The 16,596-nt window shown below is 63.6% G+C and carries 16 protein-coding genes; 7 read left to right on the forward strand and 9 right to left on the reverse strand.

The features are described from left to right. Positions 1-43: 43 nt before the first annotated feature. Positions 44-448, forward strand: a complete 405-nt coding sequence (locus tag P3T17_RS05610; protein ID WP_074264690.1) for a hypothetical protein — start codon at positions 44-46, stop codon at positions 446-448. A gap of 80 nt (positions 449-528) precedes the next feature. Here the strand turns inward: P3T17_RS05610 and P3T17_RS05615 are convergent, their stop codons facing one another. Beyond that, a complete protein-coding gene (locus tag P3T17_RS05615; RefSeq protein ID WP_429405198.1) occupies positions 529-1,053 on the reverse strand; it encodes a dihydroneopterin aldolase in 525 nt (174 codons plus the stop codon). Positions 1,054-1,498: 445 nt separating this feature from the next. Between P3T17_RS05615 and P3T17_RS05620 the strand changes: the two genes are divergently transcribed. The 3 genes from P3T17_RS05620 to P3T17_RS05630 are packed head-to-tail and all read left to right on the forward strand — an operon-like array spanning position 1,499 to position 5,592. Continuing rightward, positions 1,499-3,592, forward strand: coding sequence for a sigma-54-dependent Fis family transcriptional regulator (locus tag P3T17_RS05620; protein WP_429405200.1), 2,094 nt, complete (start codon positions 1,499-1,501; stop codon positions 3,590-3,592). Then, entirely contained in the window at positions 3,589-4,164 is a 576-nt protein-coding gene (locus P3T17_RS05625; RefSeq protein WP_429405202.1) for a flavoprotein, read from the forward strand. The genes P3T17_RS05620 and P3T17_RS05625 overlap by 4 nt, the downstream gene beginning before the upstream one ends. 45 nt (positions 4,165-4,209) lie before the next feature. Then, positions 4,210-5,592 carry a DUF6513 domain-containing protein gene (locus tag P3T17_RS05630; RefSeq protein ID WP_429405204.1) on the forward strand — a complete coding sequence of 461 codons (1,383 nt, stop codon included), beginning with the start codon at positions 4,210-4,212 and terminating at the stop codon, positions 5,590-5,592. Between the two features lie 63 nt (positions 5,593-5,655). Here the strand turns inward: P3T17_RS05630 and fba are convergent, their stop codons facing one another. From fba to P3T17_RS05665, 7 genes are all read right to left on the reverse strand, one after another. Next, the gene (fba, locus tag P3T17_RS05635; protein WP_429405206.1) at positions 5,656-6,693 is read right to left on the reverse strand and encodes a class II fructose-bisphosphate aldolase; all 1,038 of its coding nucleotides are present in this window, start codon (positions 6,691-6,693) and stop codon (positions 5,656-5,658) included. 31 nt (positions 6,694-6,724) lie between these two features. Further along, entirely contained in the window at positions 6,725-8,833 is a 2,109-nt protein-coding gene (tkt, locus tag P3T17_RS05640; RefSeq protein WP_429405207.1) for a transketolase, read from the reverse strand. A gap of 46 nt (positions 8,834-8,879) precedes the next feature. Then, positions 8,880-9,752 (reverse strand): phosphoribulokinase, encoded by an 873-nt coding sequence (locus P3T17_RS05645; RefSeq protein WP_429405209.1) that lies wholly within the window; start codon positions 9,750-9,752, stop codon positions 8,880-8,882. A 19-nt stretch (positions 9,753-9,771) separates the two neighbouring features. After that, positions 9,772-10,869, reverse strand: coding sequence for a class 1 fructose-bisphosphatase (locus P3T17_RS05650; protein ID WP_429405211.1), 1,098 nt, complete (start codon positions 10,867-10,869; stop codon positions 9,772-9,774). A 27-nt stretch (positions 10,870-10,896) separates the two neighbouring features. After that, positions 10,897-11,856: a CbbX protein gene (cbbX, locus tag P3T17_RS05655; RefSeq protein ID WP_429405213.1), complete on the reverse strand. Its 960-nt coding sequence runs from the start codon at positions 11,854-11,856 to the stop codon at positions 10,897-10,899. A gap of 3 nt (positions 11,857-11,859) precedes the next feature. Beyond that, the gene (locus P3T17_RS05660) at positions 11,860-12,288 is read right to left on the reverse strand and encodes a ribulose bisphosphate carboxylase small subunit (RefSeq protein ID WP_429288407.1); all 429 of its coding nucleotides are present in this window, start codon (positions 12,286-12,288) and stop codon (positions 11,860-11,862) included. 123 nt (positions 12,289-12,411) lie between these two features. Then, entirely contained in the window at positions 12,412-13,911 is a 1,500-nt protein-coding gene (locus P3T17_RS05665; RefSeq protein ID WP_429405215.1) for a form I ribulose bisphosphate carboxylase large subunit, read from the reverse strand. 472 nt (positions 13,912-14,383) lie between these two features. Here P3T17_RS05665 and pqqA point away from each other — a divergent pair, with 472 nt between their 5' ends. The 3 genes from pqqA to P3T17_RS05680 all read left to right on the forward strand — a co-directional run bounded on the left by pqqA (position 14,384) and on the right by P3T17_RS05680 (position 15,928). Further along, the gene (gene pqqA / locus P3T17_RS05670; protein ID WP_143787599.1) at positions 14,384-14,458 is read left to right on the forward strand and encodes a pyrroloquinoline quinone precursor peptide PqqA; all 75 of its coding nucleotides are present in this window, start codon (positions 14,384-14,386) and stop codon (positions 14,456-14,458) included. A gap of 99 nt (positions 14,459-14,557) precedes the next feature. Further along, a complete protein-coding gene (locus tag P3T17_RS05675; RefSeq protein ID WP_429405217.1) occupies positions 14,558-15,157 on the forward strand; it encodes a DUF447 domain-containing protein in 600 nt (199 codons plus the stop codon). A gap of 27 nt (positions 15,158-15,184) precedes the next feature. Next, positions 15,185-15,928 carry a (5-formylfuran-3-yl)methyl phosphate synthase gene (locus P3T17_RS05680; RefSeq protein WP_074264703.1) on the forward strand — a complete coding sequence of 248 codons (744 nt, stop codon included), beginning with the start codon at positions 15,185-15,187 and terminating at the stop codon, positions 15,926-15,928. Between the two features lie 75 nt (positions 15,929-16,003). Here the strand turns inward: P3T17_RS05680 and P3T17_RS05685 are convergent, their stop codons facing one another. Further along, complete coding sequence (locus tag P3T17_RS05685) at positions 16,004-16,594, reverse strand: aspartate kinase (RefSeq protein ID WP_074264704.1); 591 nt, start codon at positions 16,592-16,594, stop codon at positions 16,004-16,006. Between the last annotated feature and the right edge of the window lie 2 nt (positions 16,595-16,596).

Here is a 16,596-nt window from a genome sequence, read left to right on the forward strand (position 1 = left end):
CGCGAACCTTTGCTGTGAAGCGACCCTCTCATAGAGGCAAGAGATGAGCATACGATGTCGTGCGCTGGCAGCCTGTGCCTGCCTCACGCTCGCGGTACCGCTCGCGTGGGCGGATGGCGACGCGCCCACGGCGGCGGCCCCGGCGGGAGGTTACAACTATCCGACGCAGGGCCGGGTCGAATATGTGCTGGGATGCATGGACGACAACGGACACGATTTCGCCAACGTCTATAAATGTTCGTGCGTGATCGACAAGATGGCCACCGCGCTGCCCTACGAGGAGTTCGTCGATCAGTCGACGTTCTCCAAGTACGCAACGTTGGGCGGCGAAGGCGGCTCGGAGTTTCGGGTCGATCAGGCGAAAGCGCAGACGAAGAAATTCCGCGCATTGCAGACCGATGCCTACCGCAGTTGTGGGCTAGGGCACGAAAAGACGGCGGCGAAGTAGTCGAGCCAATGTGTGGGGCCGCCTCAAATAGCGAATCACGCGCACGGTGCTGGCAACAGCACCGCGCCGCGTTTTTGCGCTCAGTCCGGAATCAGCCCTCTCCCGAGCAACGCATAACCTGTGACCCCTGCGGCAGTTTGCGGCATATCGCTACGTTGCCGCTCGATCTGCACGCCGACCGCCGACACATCATCGAACTTGGCGGGTTTGGCTAGCGCGACGCGCACCCAGTGAGCGCCGAACTCGGTGATCAGGAGGCGCGCCACCGCTTCGGCAAGCGCTTCGAGCAAACGCACGCCATGCGACGCAAGGAGCCCATGTAGCGCGCTACGTACCGCCGCATAATTGATCGTGTCCTCGATGCGATCGGTTGTGCAGGCACGAATGGCGGGAACACCGATTGCAAGATTCATCCGTACCGGCTGCGGGACATGTTGCTCGCTGCTGTCGATACCGATGATCGTCTGACCAACAAAGTTTTCGATGAAGACGATGTCCATCCGCCCGGACGGCATGGCGGTAGAGGGCGCGTCGAACGGCGCAGTGGCGCCCGGCACCCCGGCAGCGGAGAAACTGGCAAGACGAACGGCATCGAGACGATCCATGGTGTACTCCGCCGCGGCGCGGCAAATAATCTGCAAACGAGTTGGCAAAAGGCCCGAAACCGCGCTGCAAGACGCGCCTCGGGTAAACGCATAGCCGCACAGGTGTGACAGCACGCGAAGCACTCTGCGCCGAAGCTGCAACACTCTCCTCGCCTTCGGCCAGCAGAGGAAGTCATTCGGGCACGATGATGAGAAAAGCAAAAATCGCGCACGCTATCCAGGGCTATTGCGACTTTTTTATTGAACGGGAGCGACATCCGGCGTAGAGTTTTAAGCCGATGCTTGGTATAAGGACTAATCACTCGGTGCGCATATGGACCCAGAACCGTAGCGCGAGGGGAAGACGGTATCGATAAAGCGGCACTCGTACGCGCATGGCGAAGCAAGGCAGCAGCAACGCAGTGTGAGCCGGCACGGACGAATTGACGCAACGGAGACAAACCCCATGTCGTTGCTCACTGACAGCACCATGCACGTCCGTGAAGTTCTGAACGTCGTCAATCATCAATTGGCGACCCGCCCGACGAGCGACCCCGTCGCTCAATCATGGGCGCGCTGCATGAACGAATTCCAGCTCGACCCTTCCCGCTTTGTCGTGCCCCCTGTTCTGACCGACTATGAACTCAGTTCGCGCCGCGAGGCAATGGGCGATCTGATCGCCTGCTCGAAGCTCGAAATGACCACGCTTTACCAGCAACTGGCCGATCCCGAACTTGCGGTGGTGCTGGTCGATGCCGGCGGCATGATCGTCCATCAGGTTTCGTCGGTGCCTTTCGCCGAAGCGGTCGCCGCGGACGGCTTTCGCGTCGGCGCTCTTTGGAGCGAACGCGAGGCCGGCACGAACGGCATGGGCACGTGCCTCGCCGAACGCGACTGCATCGCCGTCTGCCAGCACGAGCATTTCTATCCGCGCTATACGTCCCTCACCTGCTCCGCCGCGCCGATTTTCGACGACAGCGGCGAAATTGCCGGTGTGCTGGATGTGACGAGCCGCTCGAAGCTGCTGCAGCAGCATTCTCTGGTGCTGGTCGGCATGTCGCGGCAGATGATCGAAAACCGTCTGCTGGATGCGCGTTACCGGCACGCGAACATGATCCATTTTCACAGCCGCCCGGAATTCGTCGGTACGCTGCACGGCGGCAAACTGGCGGTGGCGGACGACAGCACGGTGCTCGCCGCAAACCGCAGCGCGCTGTTCCAGCTCGGCTTCCGCTCGCTGCGCGAACTGCGCGGCCGGCGCATCGAGGAAGCGTTCAATGCTTCGCTCGAGGACATGATCGCGCGCAGCATCCGCGGGTCGTTCCATCCGGTCACCGTGTACAGCGCTAACGCGACCAACCGCTTCTTTCTCGTCGCGCAGACGCCGCAAAGCAGCGCCGAACGTGGCGTGCGAGTGGCGGGGACAGCGCCCGTGACGCGTGCCAGCGCGCCCGAGAAGCGGCCGGCGCCGGCCCGGCTCGACCAGATCGCGCACCTGGAATTCGGCGATCCGCGCATGGCCTCGCAAATCCAGCTCGCGGCGCGAGTGGTCCAGCGCAAGATTCCGATCATCCTCAGAGGGCAAACGGGTACCGGCAAGGAAGTCTTCGCGCAAGCGCTGCATAGCATCAGCCCGCACGCATCCGGTCCGTTCGTGCCGGTGAATTGCGCGTCGCTGCCCGAAAATCTGATCGAAAGCGAACTGTTCGGCTATCGGGCGGGCGCGTTTACCGGCGCACAGCGTGAAGGACGGCGTGGCAAAATCGTGCAGGCCAATAGCGGCACGCTCTTCCTCGATGAAATCGGCGACATGCCGCTCGCGTTGCAGGCGCGCCTGCTGCGCGTGATCGAGGAACACGAGGTCACGCCGCTCGGCGCCGAAACGACCATCAAGGTCGATTTCCAGCTCATCAGCGCCAGTCACCGCAATCTGCTCGAACTCGTGCACGGCGGACAGTTTCGCGAGGATCTGTATTACCGGCTCAAGGGTGTTGAACTGAATCTGCCGCCACTCAGCGAACGGGTCGACAAGCTCGCGCTGATCCATCATCTGCTCGAAAAAGAAACGAACAACGATCCGCCCGAGCTGACCCCGGAAGCCGAGCAGGCGTTGCTGACGTATGCATGGCCCGGCAATATCCGCCAGTTGCGTCACGTATTGCAGATGGCCATTGCGCTTTGCGACGGACAACCCATCCGCTGCCAGGACCTGCCTGGCGAAATCACCCAACGTATGCCGGAAAACGGGCCGGTGGCAGCTTTGCGCGCGGCGGTGCCGGACGTCGACCCGCATCCGGACGACGAAGTGGATCTTTCCGCGCTCAACGCCATCCAGTTGAACGAACGCGGGACCGTTCTGACGCTGCTCGACGAGCACCGCTGGAACGTCAGCAACGTCGCCAAGGCGCTTGGCATCAGCCGCAACACGTTGTACCGGAAGATGCGCCGGCTGCATATCCGCCTGTCGCACGACGGCTCCGCAATCGCCGGCGAGCCGGCCGACGAGATGCCGTCCGACGATTCGTTCTCCAAAGAGTCGCCGCCCATCGACGACGCATGACCCAGACGCCCGCTCGTCGTCTCGCCGAGTTCAAGCCCGATGCGCGCTTCGCCTGGTGCGTAACAGGCTCCGGGCATCTGCTCGACGAGTCGATCGCGCTCGCGCTCGAACTGTCGCGCGTCGATCTCTTCCTTTCCGCAGCCGCGGAGGAAGTCTTGCCACTCTATGGCTGGCCCCTGCCGAAGCTGCGTAAGCACTTCCGCGTGTTTCGCGACAATAGTGCGAGCGGCGTGCCGGTCGGTATGCTCTACCACGGCATGTACCACACGGTGGTGATCGCGCCGGCCACCAGCAACACCGTGGCCAAATGCGCATTCGGCATCTCCGACACGCTACCGACCAACATGTACGCGCAGGCGGGCAAGCAGTGCATTCCGGGCATTGTCTTTGCATGCGACACGGAGCCGACCGTAGTGACGCAGAGCCCGAACGAATGGGTCGAACTGCGTCCGCGGGCGATCGAACTCGACAACGTTGAGCGCCTGTCGCGCTTCGAATACACGACACTCGTGCGCTCGCTGGATGAACTGAAAGCGGCGCTCGGTGAGCGCCTGTCGCGCGTAAATATATGAACAGCCCCCACGCTCCCTGCGATCGCTGCCCGGCCGTGCATTGACATGGACCATATCGTCTTCCTGACTGGCCGGCTCGCCGAAAAGAGCCTGATTCAAACGCTCGAAAGCATGGCGCCGACTCCGTTCAGTTGGGAAATCCGCGAAATCGGCCTGCAGGTCGCAGCGCTCATGACGGCCGACCTGATTCGCCGCCGCATTCCCGTCCCGCTCGTGGCGCAGCGGGTCATCGTGCCCGGGCGTTGCCGTGGCGATCTCGCTGCGCTGACCGGGCACTACGGCGTGCGGTTCGAGCGAGGTCCGGAAGAGGTCAAGGATTTGCCGCAATTCTTCGGCCGCGAGGCGCAACCGTTCGATCTGACGCGTTACGAGACCAGGATCTTCGCCGAGATCGTCGATGCGCCGCGGCTTGATCTGGATGGCATCGCCGCACGTGCGCGCGAGTACGTCGCGCAAGGCGCCGATGTGATCGACATCGGTTGCCTGCCCGAAACGCCGTTTCCGCATCTCGAAGACGCGGTATGCCTGCTTAAAGCTCAGGGGTATCGCGTGAGCGTCGATTCGATGCGCAGCGACGAACTGCTGCGTGGCGGCCGTGCGGGCGCGGATTATCTGATGAGCCTGAACCTCGACACGCTCTGGATTGCTGACGAGGTGCCGTCCACGCCGATCCTCGTCGCCCGCGAGCCGGCAGACCCGGCCTCGCTCGATGCCGCGATCGAGCGGCTCGCCGCACGCGGCCGCGCGTTTCTCGCCGACCCCATTCTCGATCCGATTCCGTTCGGTCTCGCCGCATCGATTGCGCGTTATGTCCGGTTGCGCGAACGCTACCCGGATATCGGCATCATGATGGGCATCGGCAACGTGACTGAACTGACCGAGGCCGATACGAGCGGCATCAACGCGGTACTGCTTGGCATGGCAGCGGAGCTACGTGTGAGCGCAGTGCTCACCACGTCAGTCAGCCTGCACGCACGGCGCGCGGTCCGCGAAGCCGATGTCGCGCGCAGGGTGATGTACGCCGCCCGCGAAGCACAGGTGCTGCCTAAGGGCATCAACAGCGATCTCGCGACGGTTCACGCCAAACGCCCTTTTCCATACAGCACCGCCGAAATCGCCGAGGTTGCGCGCGAGGTGCGGGACCCCAACTTTCGCGTCCAGGTCAGCGCGGACGGCATTCACGTTTACAACCGCGACGGACATCGCCAGGCGGGCGACCCGTTCGCGCTCTACCCCGACCTGAATCTCGAAACCGACGGCGGCCACGCCTTCTATATGGGCGTCCAGCTCGCCCGCGCCGAGATCGCCTGGCGGCTCGGCAAGCGCTTCGATCAGGACCAGCCGCTCGACTGGGGCTGCGCGATCGACCGGCCTGAACAGGATCTCATGGCGTGGCAAGCGCCAGGCGAGACGATGAAAAAGCGCTGAGGGCTAACCCAGCCGCGCCGATTCATCACATCACTGCCCATGCGCCGGTGGCCTGCTGCACACCTAGTGGTAGCGGCGCGCCATCGCATCGAGCGGCAGCGGTTTGATGCGCGAGGCCTGGCCCGCACATCCGAACGCCTCGAAACGTTCGATGCAAAGCGCGCTCGCGGCCGCCGTCGCCGCCTTCAACGCGGCGCGCGGATCGAACTCCGAGCGGGCATTGGCCAGCGACTTGCGCATAGCGCCGCTCATTGCGAGCCGGATGTCGGTATCGATATTGACCTTGCGCACACCATGCGCAATGCCGCGCTGGATTTCTTCGACGGGCACCCCGTACGTCATGGGAATCTCGCCGCCGTATTCGCGGATCACCGCGAGCCACTCCTGCGGCACCGACGACGAGCCGTGCATCACGAGGTGGGTGTTCGGAATCCGTTCGTGAATCTCGACGATCCGGTCGATGGCAAGAATGTCGCCTGTCGGCTCACGGCTGAATTTATAGGCGCCATGCGAGGTGCCGATCGCAATCGCCAACGCGTCGACGCCGGTCGCCTCCACGAAAAACTGTGCCTCGCGCGGATCGGTGAGCAGCTCGTCGCGCGAAAGTTGCCCCTCGGCGCCGACGCCGTCCTCCTCGCCCGCCGCGCCGGTTTCGAGCGAACCGAGACAACCCAGCTCACCTTCGACAGACACACCCACTGCATGCGCCGCCTCGACAACCCGGCGGCTCACGTCGACGTTGTACCCGTAGGCAGCGGGCGTCTTCTGGTCCGGCAACAGGGAGCCGTCCATCATCACCGACGTAAAGCCCGAGCGGATCGCCTGCTGACATACCGCCGGGCTCGCGCCATGATCCTGGTGCAGCACGAGCGGGATATCCGGATGCGCCTCGAGCGCGGCGAGCACCAGATGCCGCAGGTACGGTTCACCCGCATACTTGCGGGCGCCCGCCGAGGCCTGCAGGATCACCGGGCTCGCGGTCGCCTCGGCGGCCCGCATGATCGCCTGGATCTGCTCCATATTGTTGACGTTGAACGCGGGCACGCCGTAGCCGTGCTCGGCCGCGTGGTCCAATAGTTGCCGCAGTGCGATGAAGGCCATTGCAAACTCCTCGAAGTCGAATCGAATCGGATCAGCTCGCCGCGTGGACGCCTGTTAATGTCCATGGCGCCCGTTGCGCGCATTGCACGACGCGGATGGCTTCATCCACCACCGCCTGCACGGTCAGATTGAAATGCTTGAACAGCGCGGCAGCGGGTGCGGACTCGCCGAACGTATCGATGCCCACAACTCCGCCTTCGAGGCCCACGTATTGCCGCCAGAACGCGCGAACCCCCGCCTCGACCGCAATGCGCGGCACGCCTGGCGGCAGGACCGCGTCGCGCCACGCGCCGGGCTGGCGGTCGAACACGCTGGTGGACGGCATCGACACGACGCGCGCGGCGATACCGGCTTCGGCCAGCGGCGCGACGGCGTCGAGCGCAAGGGACACTTCCGAGCCGGTGGCGAGCAGGACAACGCGGCTTTGCGCCGCCGCATCCGCCCAGTCGCGCAAGACATACCCACCCCGCGCGACCGCCTCGATCTGCGCGCCGCTGCGCGCGGCAAACGGCAGATTCTGGCGGCTCAGCAGCAGGCATGACGGTCCGCCGCGCTCCGCTGCACAGGCCCACGCCTGCGCAGTTTCGACGGTGTCGCACGGGCGCCAGACGTCGAGCCCCGGAATCAGCCTCAGACTCGCCGCATGTTCCACCGACTGATGCGTCGGCCCATCTTCGCCGAGGCCGATCGAGTCGTGCGTGAACACAAAGATCGAACGGAGCTTCATCAACGCAGCCATACGCAACGCGTTGCGCGAATAATCGGAAAACGTGAGGAAGGTGCCGCCGAACGGGATATAGCCACGATGCAGCGCAATGCCGTTCATGACCGCGCTCATGCCGAACTCGCGCACGCCGTAGTGCAGATAGTTGCCGCCTTGCAGGCCGCTATCGTCCGCATGGACGTCGACCGCTCCTTTCCAGTTGGTCAGATTCGAGCCGGTCAGGTCCGCCGAGCCGCCCAGCAATTCCGGCAACGTCCGGGCGAGTGCGGCGATCGCCTGCTGCGAGGCCTTGCGTGTCGCAATCGACTCCGCCGCGCCGTCTGCGTCGCGCAACATCGCGCGGACCGCATCGTGCCACTGCGCGGGCAGCGTGCCTTGCGCCCTGCGCTCGAACTCAGCGGCTTCATGCGGATAGTGCTTACGATAGGCTTCGAATTGCTTCATCCAGTCGGTTTCAGCAGTGGCGCCCCGCTCGCCGGCGTCCCAGAGCGCATGGACCTCGGCCGGCATCGCAAACGGCGGATGCTCCCAGCCGAGCGCGCGTCGCGTGTTCGCGGCTTCATCGGCACCGAGCGGCGCGCCGTGCACATCGTGCGTCCCTGCTTTCGATGGCGACCCTTTGCCGATCACCGTCTTGCAGCAGATCAGCGTCGGCCGGCCCGCCGTGCGCGCAGCACACAATGCCCGATCGACCGCCTCGACGTCGTGTCCATCCACGTCACGCTCGACGTGCCAGCCGTAGGCCGCAAAACGCGCCGGCGTGTCGTCGCTGAACCACTGCGCGACGTGGCCGTCGATCGAGATGCCGTTGTCGTCGTACAGCACCGTGAGCTTGTCGAGCTTCAACGTACCGGCGAGCGAGGCCGCCTCGTGCGAGATGCCTTCCATCAGGCAGCCGTCTCCGGCAAACACGTAGGTGCGGTGATCCACGACCGCATGGCCGGCCCGGTTGAATTCACGCGCGAGCAGCGCCTCGGCGAGCGCCATGCCGACCGCATTGGCCAGTCCCTGGCCGAGCGGCCCCGTGGTCGTTTCGACGCCGGGCGTGACGCCCACTTCGGGATGCCCCGGCGTCTTGCTGTGCAGTTGCCTGAAGCGCCTGAGTTCGCCGATCGGCAGGTCGTAGCCGGTGAGATGCAGCAGTCCGTACAACAGCATCGAGCCATGCCCGTTCGACAGCACAAAGCGGTCGCGATCGGGCCACGCAGGATTGCGCGGACTGTGTTTCAGATGGCGATCCCACAGCGCGACGGCGATCTCGGCCATGCCGAGCGGCATGCCCGGATGACCCGATTTCGCCGCTTCGACCGCATCGATCGCGAGCATGCGCAGCGCGTCGGCCATCAGACGGGTCGCCGCGGCTGCAGGTGTGACGGGTGCTGCCGATGTTGCGATGGATTTTGCGACGGTACTCATCGAAGCTCTCCTTGCACGAAATCAACCCACCATGCGGCGCGGCGCCTCAGGCGCGCGAGCGCCGGTCGATCAGTTGCAGAATCATCGGTGTGAAAATCAGCTGCATCGCGAGGCCCATCTTGCCGCCTGGCACCACGATCACATTCGGCCGCGACATGAACGAGTCGTGCAGCATCGTCAGCAGATACTGGAAGTCGATCCCCTTCGGCCGCGCGAAACGGATCACGACGAAGCTCTCGTCCGGCTGCGGAATCTCGCGGGCGGTAAACGGATTCGACGTGTCCACGGTCGGCACGCGCTGGAAGTTCACATGCGTGCGTGAGAACTGAGGGCAGATATAGTTGACGTAGTCAGGCATGCGCCGCAGGATCGTATCGACCACGGCCTCATGCGAGTAGCCGCGCATGGTCTGGTCGCGATGCAGTTTCTGGATCCATTCGAGATTGATGATCGGCACGACGCCGATCAGCAGATCCGCATGCCGCGCGATGTCGATGCTGTCCGTCACCGCCGCACCGTGCAGGCCTTCGTAGAACATCAGATCGGTGTCCGGCGTCACCTCCTCCCATGGCGTGAAGGTTCCGGCATCCTGCTTGTAGAGCCGCGTTTCGGGCTCGTCGTGCACATAGTGGCGCAACTTCCCGGCGCCGCTTTCTCCATAACGGGCGAAGAGCGCCTCGAGTTCTTCGAGCAGATTCGCTTGCGGCCCGAAATGGCTGAAGTTCGGTGCGCCATCCCGTTCGTGCTGTTTCATGGCTTCGCGCATGCCGTTGCGGTCATAACGATGAAAGGCGTCGCCTTCGACGATCTGCGCGTTGATCTTTTCGCGCCGGAAAATATGGGTAAAGCTCTTCATCACAGTCGTGGTGCCGGCGCCGCTCGAACCGGTCACCGCGACGATCGGGTGTTTGCTTGACATGCGTTTGTCTCCGGATGATTTAAGCCGTGAAGCCGGGCAGAAACAGCGAGCGACGGCTAAAGAGCGGCGACGTGAAGGGTCGATCCTCGCCGCGGTCGTATTCACCGTGATAGCGTTCGATGCGCTCCACCTCGTTCTTCGAACCGAGGATCACCGGCACGCGTCCATGCAGCGTGCGCGGCACGACGTCGAGAATACGTTCGCGCCCGGTGATCGAAAGGCCGCCGGCCTGTTCGATCAGAAAGCTCATCGGGTTGGCCTCGTACAGCAGCCGCAAGCGCCCTTCCATGGCCGGTATTTTCGAGTCGCGCGGGTACATGAACACGCCGCCGCGCATCAGGATGCGATGCACCTCGGCGACCATCGATGCGATCCAGCGCATATTGAAGTCGCTTGCACGGCAACCGCTGCGTCCGTCCTTGCACTCCTGTACGTAGCGGCGCACGGGCGGTTCCCAGAACCGTTCGTTCGACGCGTTGATGGCGAATTCAACCGTGTCTTCTGGAATGCGAATGTTCGAATGCGTGAGCACGAAGTTGCCGATGTCGCGCTCCAGCGTGAAGCCATGCGTGCCGTTGCCGACCGAGAGCACGAGCATCGTCGAAGGCCCGTAGACGGCGTAGCCCGCTGCGAGCTGCTCGCGGCCCGGCTGCAGAAACGCGGACTCGCCCACCGGCGCCTGCGAATCCGCCGGGTTTTCATTGCGCAGCACCGAAAAGATCGATCCCACCACGCCGTTGATGTCGATATTCGACGAACCGTCGAGCGGATCGAAGACAAGCAGATAGTCGCCGCGCGGATAGCCCGGCGGAATCGGGTAGACCGCCTCCATTTCCTCGGACGCCATCGCCGCGAGCAGTCCGTCCCATTCGCATTGCTGCACGAAGATCTCGTTAGTCGCGACATCGAGCTTCTTCTGCTCCTCGCCGTGCGTGTTGACGCTATGCGCGGAGCCGTAGTGGCCGCCAAGCGCGCCTTTGGTGAGCATCGCGGAGATCGACTTGATCGCCGCGGCCACGTCGATCAGGAGCGCCGAAAGGCCCGCGTTCTGCGCTCCAGGCTGGCGGTCGAGCGTGTCGATCAGGAACTTCGAGAGGGTCGTACGTCCGTCTTGCATGGCGATCTCCTGAGGGATGGTTTTCGTTTAGCCTGGCGGCGCCAGCACGGCGTGCGTCGCATGGGAGGACGCAGGCCCCCCGTCGGTTGCCGCGGGCGTTTCGGCAAACACACGGCTCCCGCGAATGTCAACGGCCGCAATCAGGGTGAGCGCGGCGGCGTCGATGGCCGCGCCGTCCCGCATCGCCGTGGCGAACAGGCGATTGGCCTGACGCAGCCGCGAACGGTCGAGCGCATTGCGCACCGAACGGGCGTTAGCAAAATTCGGCTGGCGGGTGCGCAGCGCGAGATAGTCCGCGAAAGCGCGCCGTGCGTCGGCGTCGAAGCGGTAATGCATCGTCGCGAGCATCCGCTCGGCGATGTCGAGCAGTTCCGCGTCGTCGTAGTCGGGAAACGTGATGTGATGCGCAATCCGCGAACGGAAGCCCGGATTGCTCTCGAAGAACACTTCCATGCGCGCCGCGTAGCCAGCGAGAATCACGACGAGATCGTCACGCTGGTTTTCCATGGTTTGCAGCAGGATCTCGATCGCCTCCTGACCATAGTCGCGTTCGTTTTCCGGGCGATACAGGTAATACGCTTCGTCGATGAAGAGCACGCCGCCCATCGCGCGCTTCAACACCTCGCGCGTTTTCGGCGCGGTATGGCCGATGTACTGACCGACCAGGTCGTCACGCGTCACCGAAACCAGGTGATTGCGGCGAATGTAGCCCAGCCGGTGCAGCACTTCGGCCATGCGTAGCGCGACCGTGGTCTTGCCGGTGCCCGGATTGCCGGAGAAGCACATATGCAGGGTCGGCGCGCCGCCTGCGAGACCGAGCGAAGCGCGGGCCCGCTCGACGAGCAGATGGGCCGCGACCTCGCGAATGCGGGTCTTCACCGGGGCGAGCCCGACCAGATCGCGATCGAGTTCGGCCAGCACGTCGCCGATGCCGGAGTCGCGATAGAGCGCGGCGAGATCGACATTGGGCACCTGTGCGCAGTTCATCTTCTAGCGCCCCGGTACATATCGCTCACCTGAGGGCCGGTCGCCCGCGTAGCCGGACAGCCCGTAACGCTGCACACGTCCCACCCCGTCCTGGCGCGTGAGGCGAAAGCCCGGTTCCTCGTCCGGGCGGTTGACGATGAACGACAGACGCATCGTCTCGAAGCCGCGCACCGAATCGAAGGCGTTGATCTTGATGTAGTGCTGCGGCCGCGCCGCGCGGCACGCCTTCACTTCCTGCAACACGCCGGCCGCATCGTGCAGGTCGAACATCGGCAGGCCCCACATTTCCCAATAGGTGTTGCGCGGATGCGGATCGTCGGTGTACTCGACCGAACAGGCCCAGCCCTGGCCCAGCGCGTAGTCGATCTGCAAGCCGATCTCCGCGTCGGTCAGTTCCGGCAAGAAGGAAAACGTACCCTGTGTAATACGCATGACGTACCTCGCTGATGAATGCATCGTTCGGAAACGGCGCCAACGGTTTTCCGCGCAGTGCGGCTGCACTGCTACCGGACCTGCATTGAGAAACCTTGAATACCCGCTCTGGATAGCCGCCGCTCAGGCCGCTGTCGGCGTGGCGGCGAAATCCGGCGTGTCGGTCGACGCGTAGTTGAACGTCACATCCCGCCACGTATCGAGCGCCTGCTTGAGCGGTGTGCACCAGCGCGCCGCCGCTTCGAGAATCTCCGGCCCTTCGTGCACGATGTCGCGGCCCTCGTTGCGTGCCTTCACCATCGTTTCGAGCGCAACGCGATTCGCTACCGCGCCCGCCTGGATACCGGCCGGATGACCGATCGTGCCGCCGCCGAACTGCAGGATCGCGTCGTCGCCGAACAGGTCCAGCAGTTGATGCATCTGCCCTGCATGAATGCCGCCCGAGGCCACCGGCATCACCTTGCGCAAACCCGCCCACGGCTGGTCGAAGAAAATCCCGCGTGACAGATCGACCTCGTTGTGCGCCTCGCGGCACACGTTGTAATAGCCCTGCACCGACAGCGGATCGCCTTCGAGCTTGCCGACCGCGGTGCCCGCATGCGCATGATCGACGCCCGCCATGCGCAGCCACTTCGCGATCACGCGAAACGAGATGCCGTGATTGCGCTGCCGCGTATAGGTACTGTGACCCGCGCGATGCAGATGCAGAATCATGTCGTTGCGGCGCGCCCAGCGCCCCATCGATTGAATCGCCGTCCAGCCGACCACGAGATCGATCATGACGATGCAGGAACCCAGTTGCTTCGCGAATTCGGCACGCTCATACATGTCCTCCATCGTGCCGGCCGTCACGTTCAGGTAGTGGCCTTTGACTTCACCCGTTTCCGTCTGCGCGCGATTCACTGCCTCCATTGAAAACAGAAAACGGTCGCGCCAGTGCATGAAGGCCTGCGAGTTGATGTTTTCGTCGTCCTTCAGAAAATCGAGGCCGCCGCGCAATCCTTCGTATACGACCCGGCCATAATTCTTGCCCGACAAACCGAGCTTCGGCTTGACGGTCGCGCCAAGCAACGGCCGGCCGTACTTGTCGAGCCGCTCGCGCTCGACGACGATGCCCGTCGGCGGCCCCTGGAAGGTCTTCAGATAAGCAACAGGTATGCGCATGTCTTCGAGACGCAGCGCCTTGAGCGGTTTGAAGCCGAATACATTGCCAATGATCGAGGCGGTCAGGTTGGCGACCGAACCCTCTTCGAACAGATCCAGTTCATAGGCGATGTACGCAAAATACTGCGGCTCGCCGGCGCTTGCGCCCGGCACGGGATCGACGCGGTAGGCTTTCGCACGGTACATGTCGCAGGCGGTCAGGCGATCGGTCCATACCACGGTCCAGGTTGCCGTCGACGATTCGCCGGCCACGGCTGCCGCCGCCTCCTCCGGATCGACACCGGGCTGCGGCGTGATGCGAAAGAGCGCGATGATGTCGGTATCTTTCGGCGTGTAATCCGGCTGCCAGTAGCCCATCTCGCGATACTTCATGACGCCCGCGGCATACCGTTCGCGAGGTTTCTGCGCGTCGCGCGGCTTGTGTATGGAATCAATGACCGGTTGACTGAAATCGTTCATGACATATCCTCGAAGGTGAACAGGTGCGCTGCCGGAAGAACGGAGCGCTTGTTTGCACTGTATGCAGGAACGCAGTCACTGAGAATTCACGATTTCATTTGGCAGACTTAACCGATCCGTTATCGATTGCACAACGCGAAGCGATTTTTCAACACATGCGCGAACGATCGATGGAGAATGATCTGCATGGGATTGGCGAGCACCGGGTGACAGGAGAACAGAGCCGTGCTGCCCGGCATGGAACACTTTGCTGCATTCCCGGAACAGTGCGCGGCACGAGCGCATCGTGCTGCGCACACCGTGGTCGCACCGGTGCAATTCGGCAAACGCTGCATTGCGGCGCGCCCACAAGTCGCTTGTGCCAGGTCATCGAAAACCCGGCATGGAGCTTGCGTAGTAACCAACGCCAATGAAGTCCGGCATCGCGCCGGACCGACGGCGCAACGCTGTACAACACATGGAGGAAACACGTATGCAATGGACGACTCCGAGCTACACCGATATACGTCTTGGTTACGAAATCACGATGTACGTCGCTACGCGTTAAGCCCGCCCGGGCCGCGACACGCGGCCCTTCGGCGGATTTGCGGTAATCCCTGACTAACCGGCCGGCTTTTCGGCGCTGCCAGGACACGCGTTCCCATCCATGATCCACGAAACGATCGTCACCACAGCAGCGTGCGATGGCCGTCCTCATATCGCGCCCATGGGGGCCCGTTACGAGGACGACTTCGTCATCCTCTCGCCGTTTCGCCCGTCGGTCACGCTCGACAATATCGTCGCGTCGCGGGCTGCAGTGCTGAACTTCACTACCGACGTCCGTATCTTCGCCGGCTGCGTCACGCATTGCGCGAGCGACTGGCCCACCGTCGCCGCCAGCCGTGTGGCGAGCATCAGGCTCGCCGGGTCGCTGGCGCACGCTGAACTCGAACTCGACGAACTGCGCGACGACAGGGAGCGCCCGGTGCTGCGCATGAAATGCGTGCACCGCGAAAACCATGCGCCGTTCACCGGTTTTAACCGCGCCCAGGCCGCGGTGGTGGAAGGCGCGATTCTCGTGAGCCGGCTTTTCATGCTGCCGGCCGACAAGGTGGACCGCGAAATGGCCTACCTGCAGATCGCCATCGACAAAACCGCCGGCGATGCCGAACTCACCGCCTGGGGGTGGCTCACCGCCGCGATCGCGCGGCATCGCGAGAGCCTCGAATCTTCCGGCGGTTCAGCCGCCGAACTCATAGCGCACTAGTCTGTCCCGCCTTTTCGGAGAATATCGATGACCGCATTGCTCGCGAGCGTCCGCTCGGACGACGAAGCATTGGACGCCGCTCGTGCCGGCGCCGAACTGATCGACCTGAAGGAACCGAACGCGGGCGCGCTCGGCGGCCTGTCGATCGGCGATATCACGCATATCGTCCGCCAGCTTCGCGCCTGCTATCCAGTCAAGCCGATTAGCGCAACGATTGGCGACGTGCCGGCGGACGCGCTCGATGAAATCGCCACCCGTGTCATTGAAGTCAGCGATGCAGGCATCGACTACGTGAAAGTGGGTGTGGCGCCCGGTCCGTCTGCACGACGCTGTCTCGAACAACTGGCCAATCTGCCGGCTGCGGTCGTGCCGGTGCTACTGTGCGACAGCGGCATGGAAAGCGAACTGGTCGCCTATACGGCCACGCTCGGTTTTGTCGGCGTGATGTTCGACACCGCCGGCAAGGACGGCCGCACACTGTTCGATTACGTGGATGGCGATTCGCTCGCGCAATGGCTGCGGCTCACGCGCGAGCGCGGCGCGATGAGCGGCATCGCCGGCTCGCTCGGCTGGGCGCAGTTCGAGCAGATCCGGGCGCTCGCGCCGGACGTGGCGGGTTTTCGCACGGCACTATGCGTCGATGGAAGGCGCTCGCGACTCGATCCGCAACGTGTGGCGCAATGGGCCACCGCACTGCACCGTCCTGCTGGAGAGACAAGCGGCGCGCTCGCCGCGGCGAACACCCAGGCCTCCGGCGCTGCACGTCTTTAATGCACCTGATTGCGCGCAAGCCGTTGCCTCGCACCCAGGATGCCGCAAAAGACCGCGCAGCAATAGGCACGAATACTAGATCACCGGGATGTTCAGCAGCCGGTCGCGCATCAGCGCAACATTGTCCTTGTTGAACATCTCGACCACGTAATTGGCCTCGATCACATGGTCGACGAAACGGCGGTCGACCACGCCCGTGGCCGCCAGCGTCTCGAGCCGCTCGTTCTCCGAGATGGCGCATGACTTCACCACGATCAACCGCTCGGCGTTGAGCATGGTCGAGAGCCATGCGGCGAGGCTGTCGGAGGTGGTGTCCCAATTGCTCATCGCGTCCGGCGTATCGCGCATCAGCGAGGTCGGCACCCACACGGCCACGCGGCCGTCGCGCAGCGCGCGGCGGATCTTCGCCTCACTCGAGGCGAGCACGAGTTCAGGCAAGATCCCTTGCATGAGAATCGCGTATTGCGTCATGGCAAGCAGACACATGTTGTGCGCGGCGAGATCGTCGAAGCGCCACTCGCTCTGGTATTGCCGCACCTTGTCCGCGAAATCGCCGCCACCGGGCACGATGACGACGCGCCCGCCCCCCACCTCACATAGCTCGACGAGCCACTTGCGAAGCATCGGATCGTGACTCAGGCTGCCCCCGATCTTGACCACCCACATGA

Source organism: Paraburkholderia sp. GAS82 (assembly GCF_050436285.1).
Lineage (GTDB): Bacteria > Pseudomonadota > Gammaproteobacteria > Burkholderiales > Burkholderiaceae > Paraburkholderia > Paraburkholderia phenazinium_B.

Bases quoted from the DNA above. Each gene is read 5' to 3' on its own strand.
- P3T17_RS05680 (WP_074264703.1), top strand. From the start codon at position 15,185: ATGACCGCATTGCTCGCGAGCGTCCGCTCGGACGACGAAGCATTGGAC.
- fba (WP_429405206.1), bottom strand. From the start codon at position 6,693: ATGGCCTTCATCGCACTGCGGCAACTATTGGACCACGCGGCCGAGCAC.
- P3T17_RS05625 (WP_429405202.1), top strand. From the start codon at position 3,589: ATGACCCAGACGCCCGCTCGTCGTCTCGCCGAGTTCAAGCCCGATGCG.
- P3T17_RS05610 (WP_074264690.1), top strand. From the start codon at position 44: ATGAGCATACGATGTCGTGCGCTGGCAGCCTGTGCCTGCCTCACGCTC.
- cbbX (WP_429405213.1), bottom strand. From the start codon at position 11,856: ATGAACTGCGCACAGGTGCCCAATGTCGATCTCGCCGCGCTCTATCGC.
- P3T17_RS05675 (WP_429405217.1), top strand. From the start codon at position 14,558: ATGATCCACGAAACGATCGTCACCACAGCAGCGTGCGATGGCCGTCCT.
- P3T17_RS05615 (WP_429405198.1), bottom strand. From the start codon at position 1,053: ATGGATCGTCTCGATGCCGTTCGTCTTGCCAGTTTCTCCGCTGCCGGG.
- P3T17_RS05665 (WP_429405215.1), bottom strand. From the start codon at position 13,911: ATGAACGATTTCAGTCAACCGGTCATTGATTCCATACACAAGCCGCGC.
- P3T17_RS05620 (WP_429405200.1), top strand. From the start codon at position 1,499: ATGTCGTTGCTCACTGACAGCACCATGCACGTCCGTGAAGTTCTGAAC.
- P3T17_RS05630 (WP_429405204.1), top strand. From the start codon at position 4,210: ATGGACCATATCGTCTTCCTGACTGGCCGGCTCGCCGAAAAGAGCCTG.
- P3T17_RS05685 (WP_074264704.1), bottom strand. From the start codon at position 16,594: ATGTGGGTGGTCAAGATCGGGGGCAGCCTGAGTCACGATCCGATGCTT.
- P3T17_RS05645 (WP_429405209.1), bottom strand. From the start codon at position 9,752: ATGTCAAGCAAACACCCGATCGTCGCGGTGACCGGTTCGAGCGGCGCC.
- tkt (WP_429405207.1), bottom strand. From the start codon at position 8,833: ATGAGTACCGTCGCAAAATCCATCGCAACATCGGCAGCACCCGTCACA.
- P3T17_RS05650 (WP_429405211.1), bottom strand. From the start codon at position 10,869: ATGCAAGACGGACGTACGACCCTCTCGAAGTTCCTGATCGACACGCTC.
- P3T17_RS05660 (WP_429288407.1), bottom strand. From the start codon at position 12,288: ATGCGTATTACACAGGGTACGTTTTCCTTCTTGCCGGAACTGACCGAC.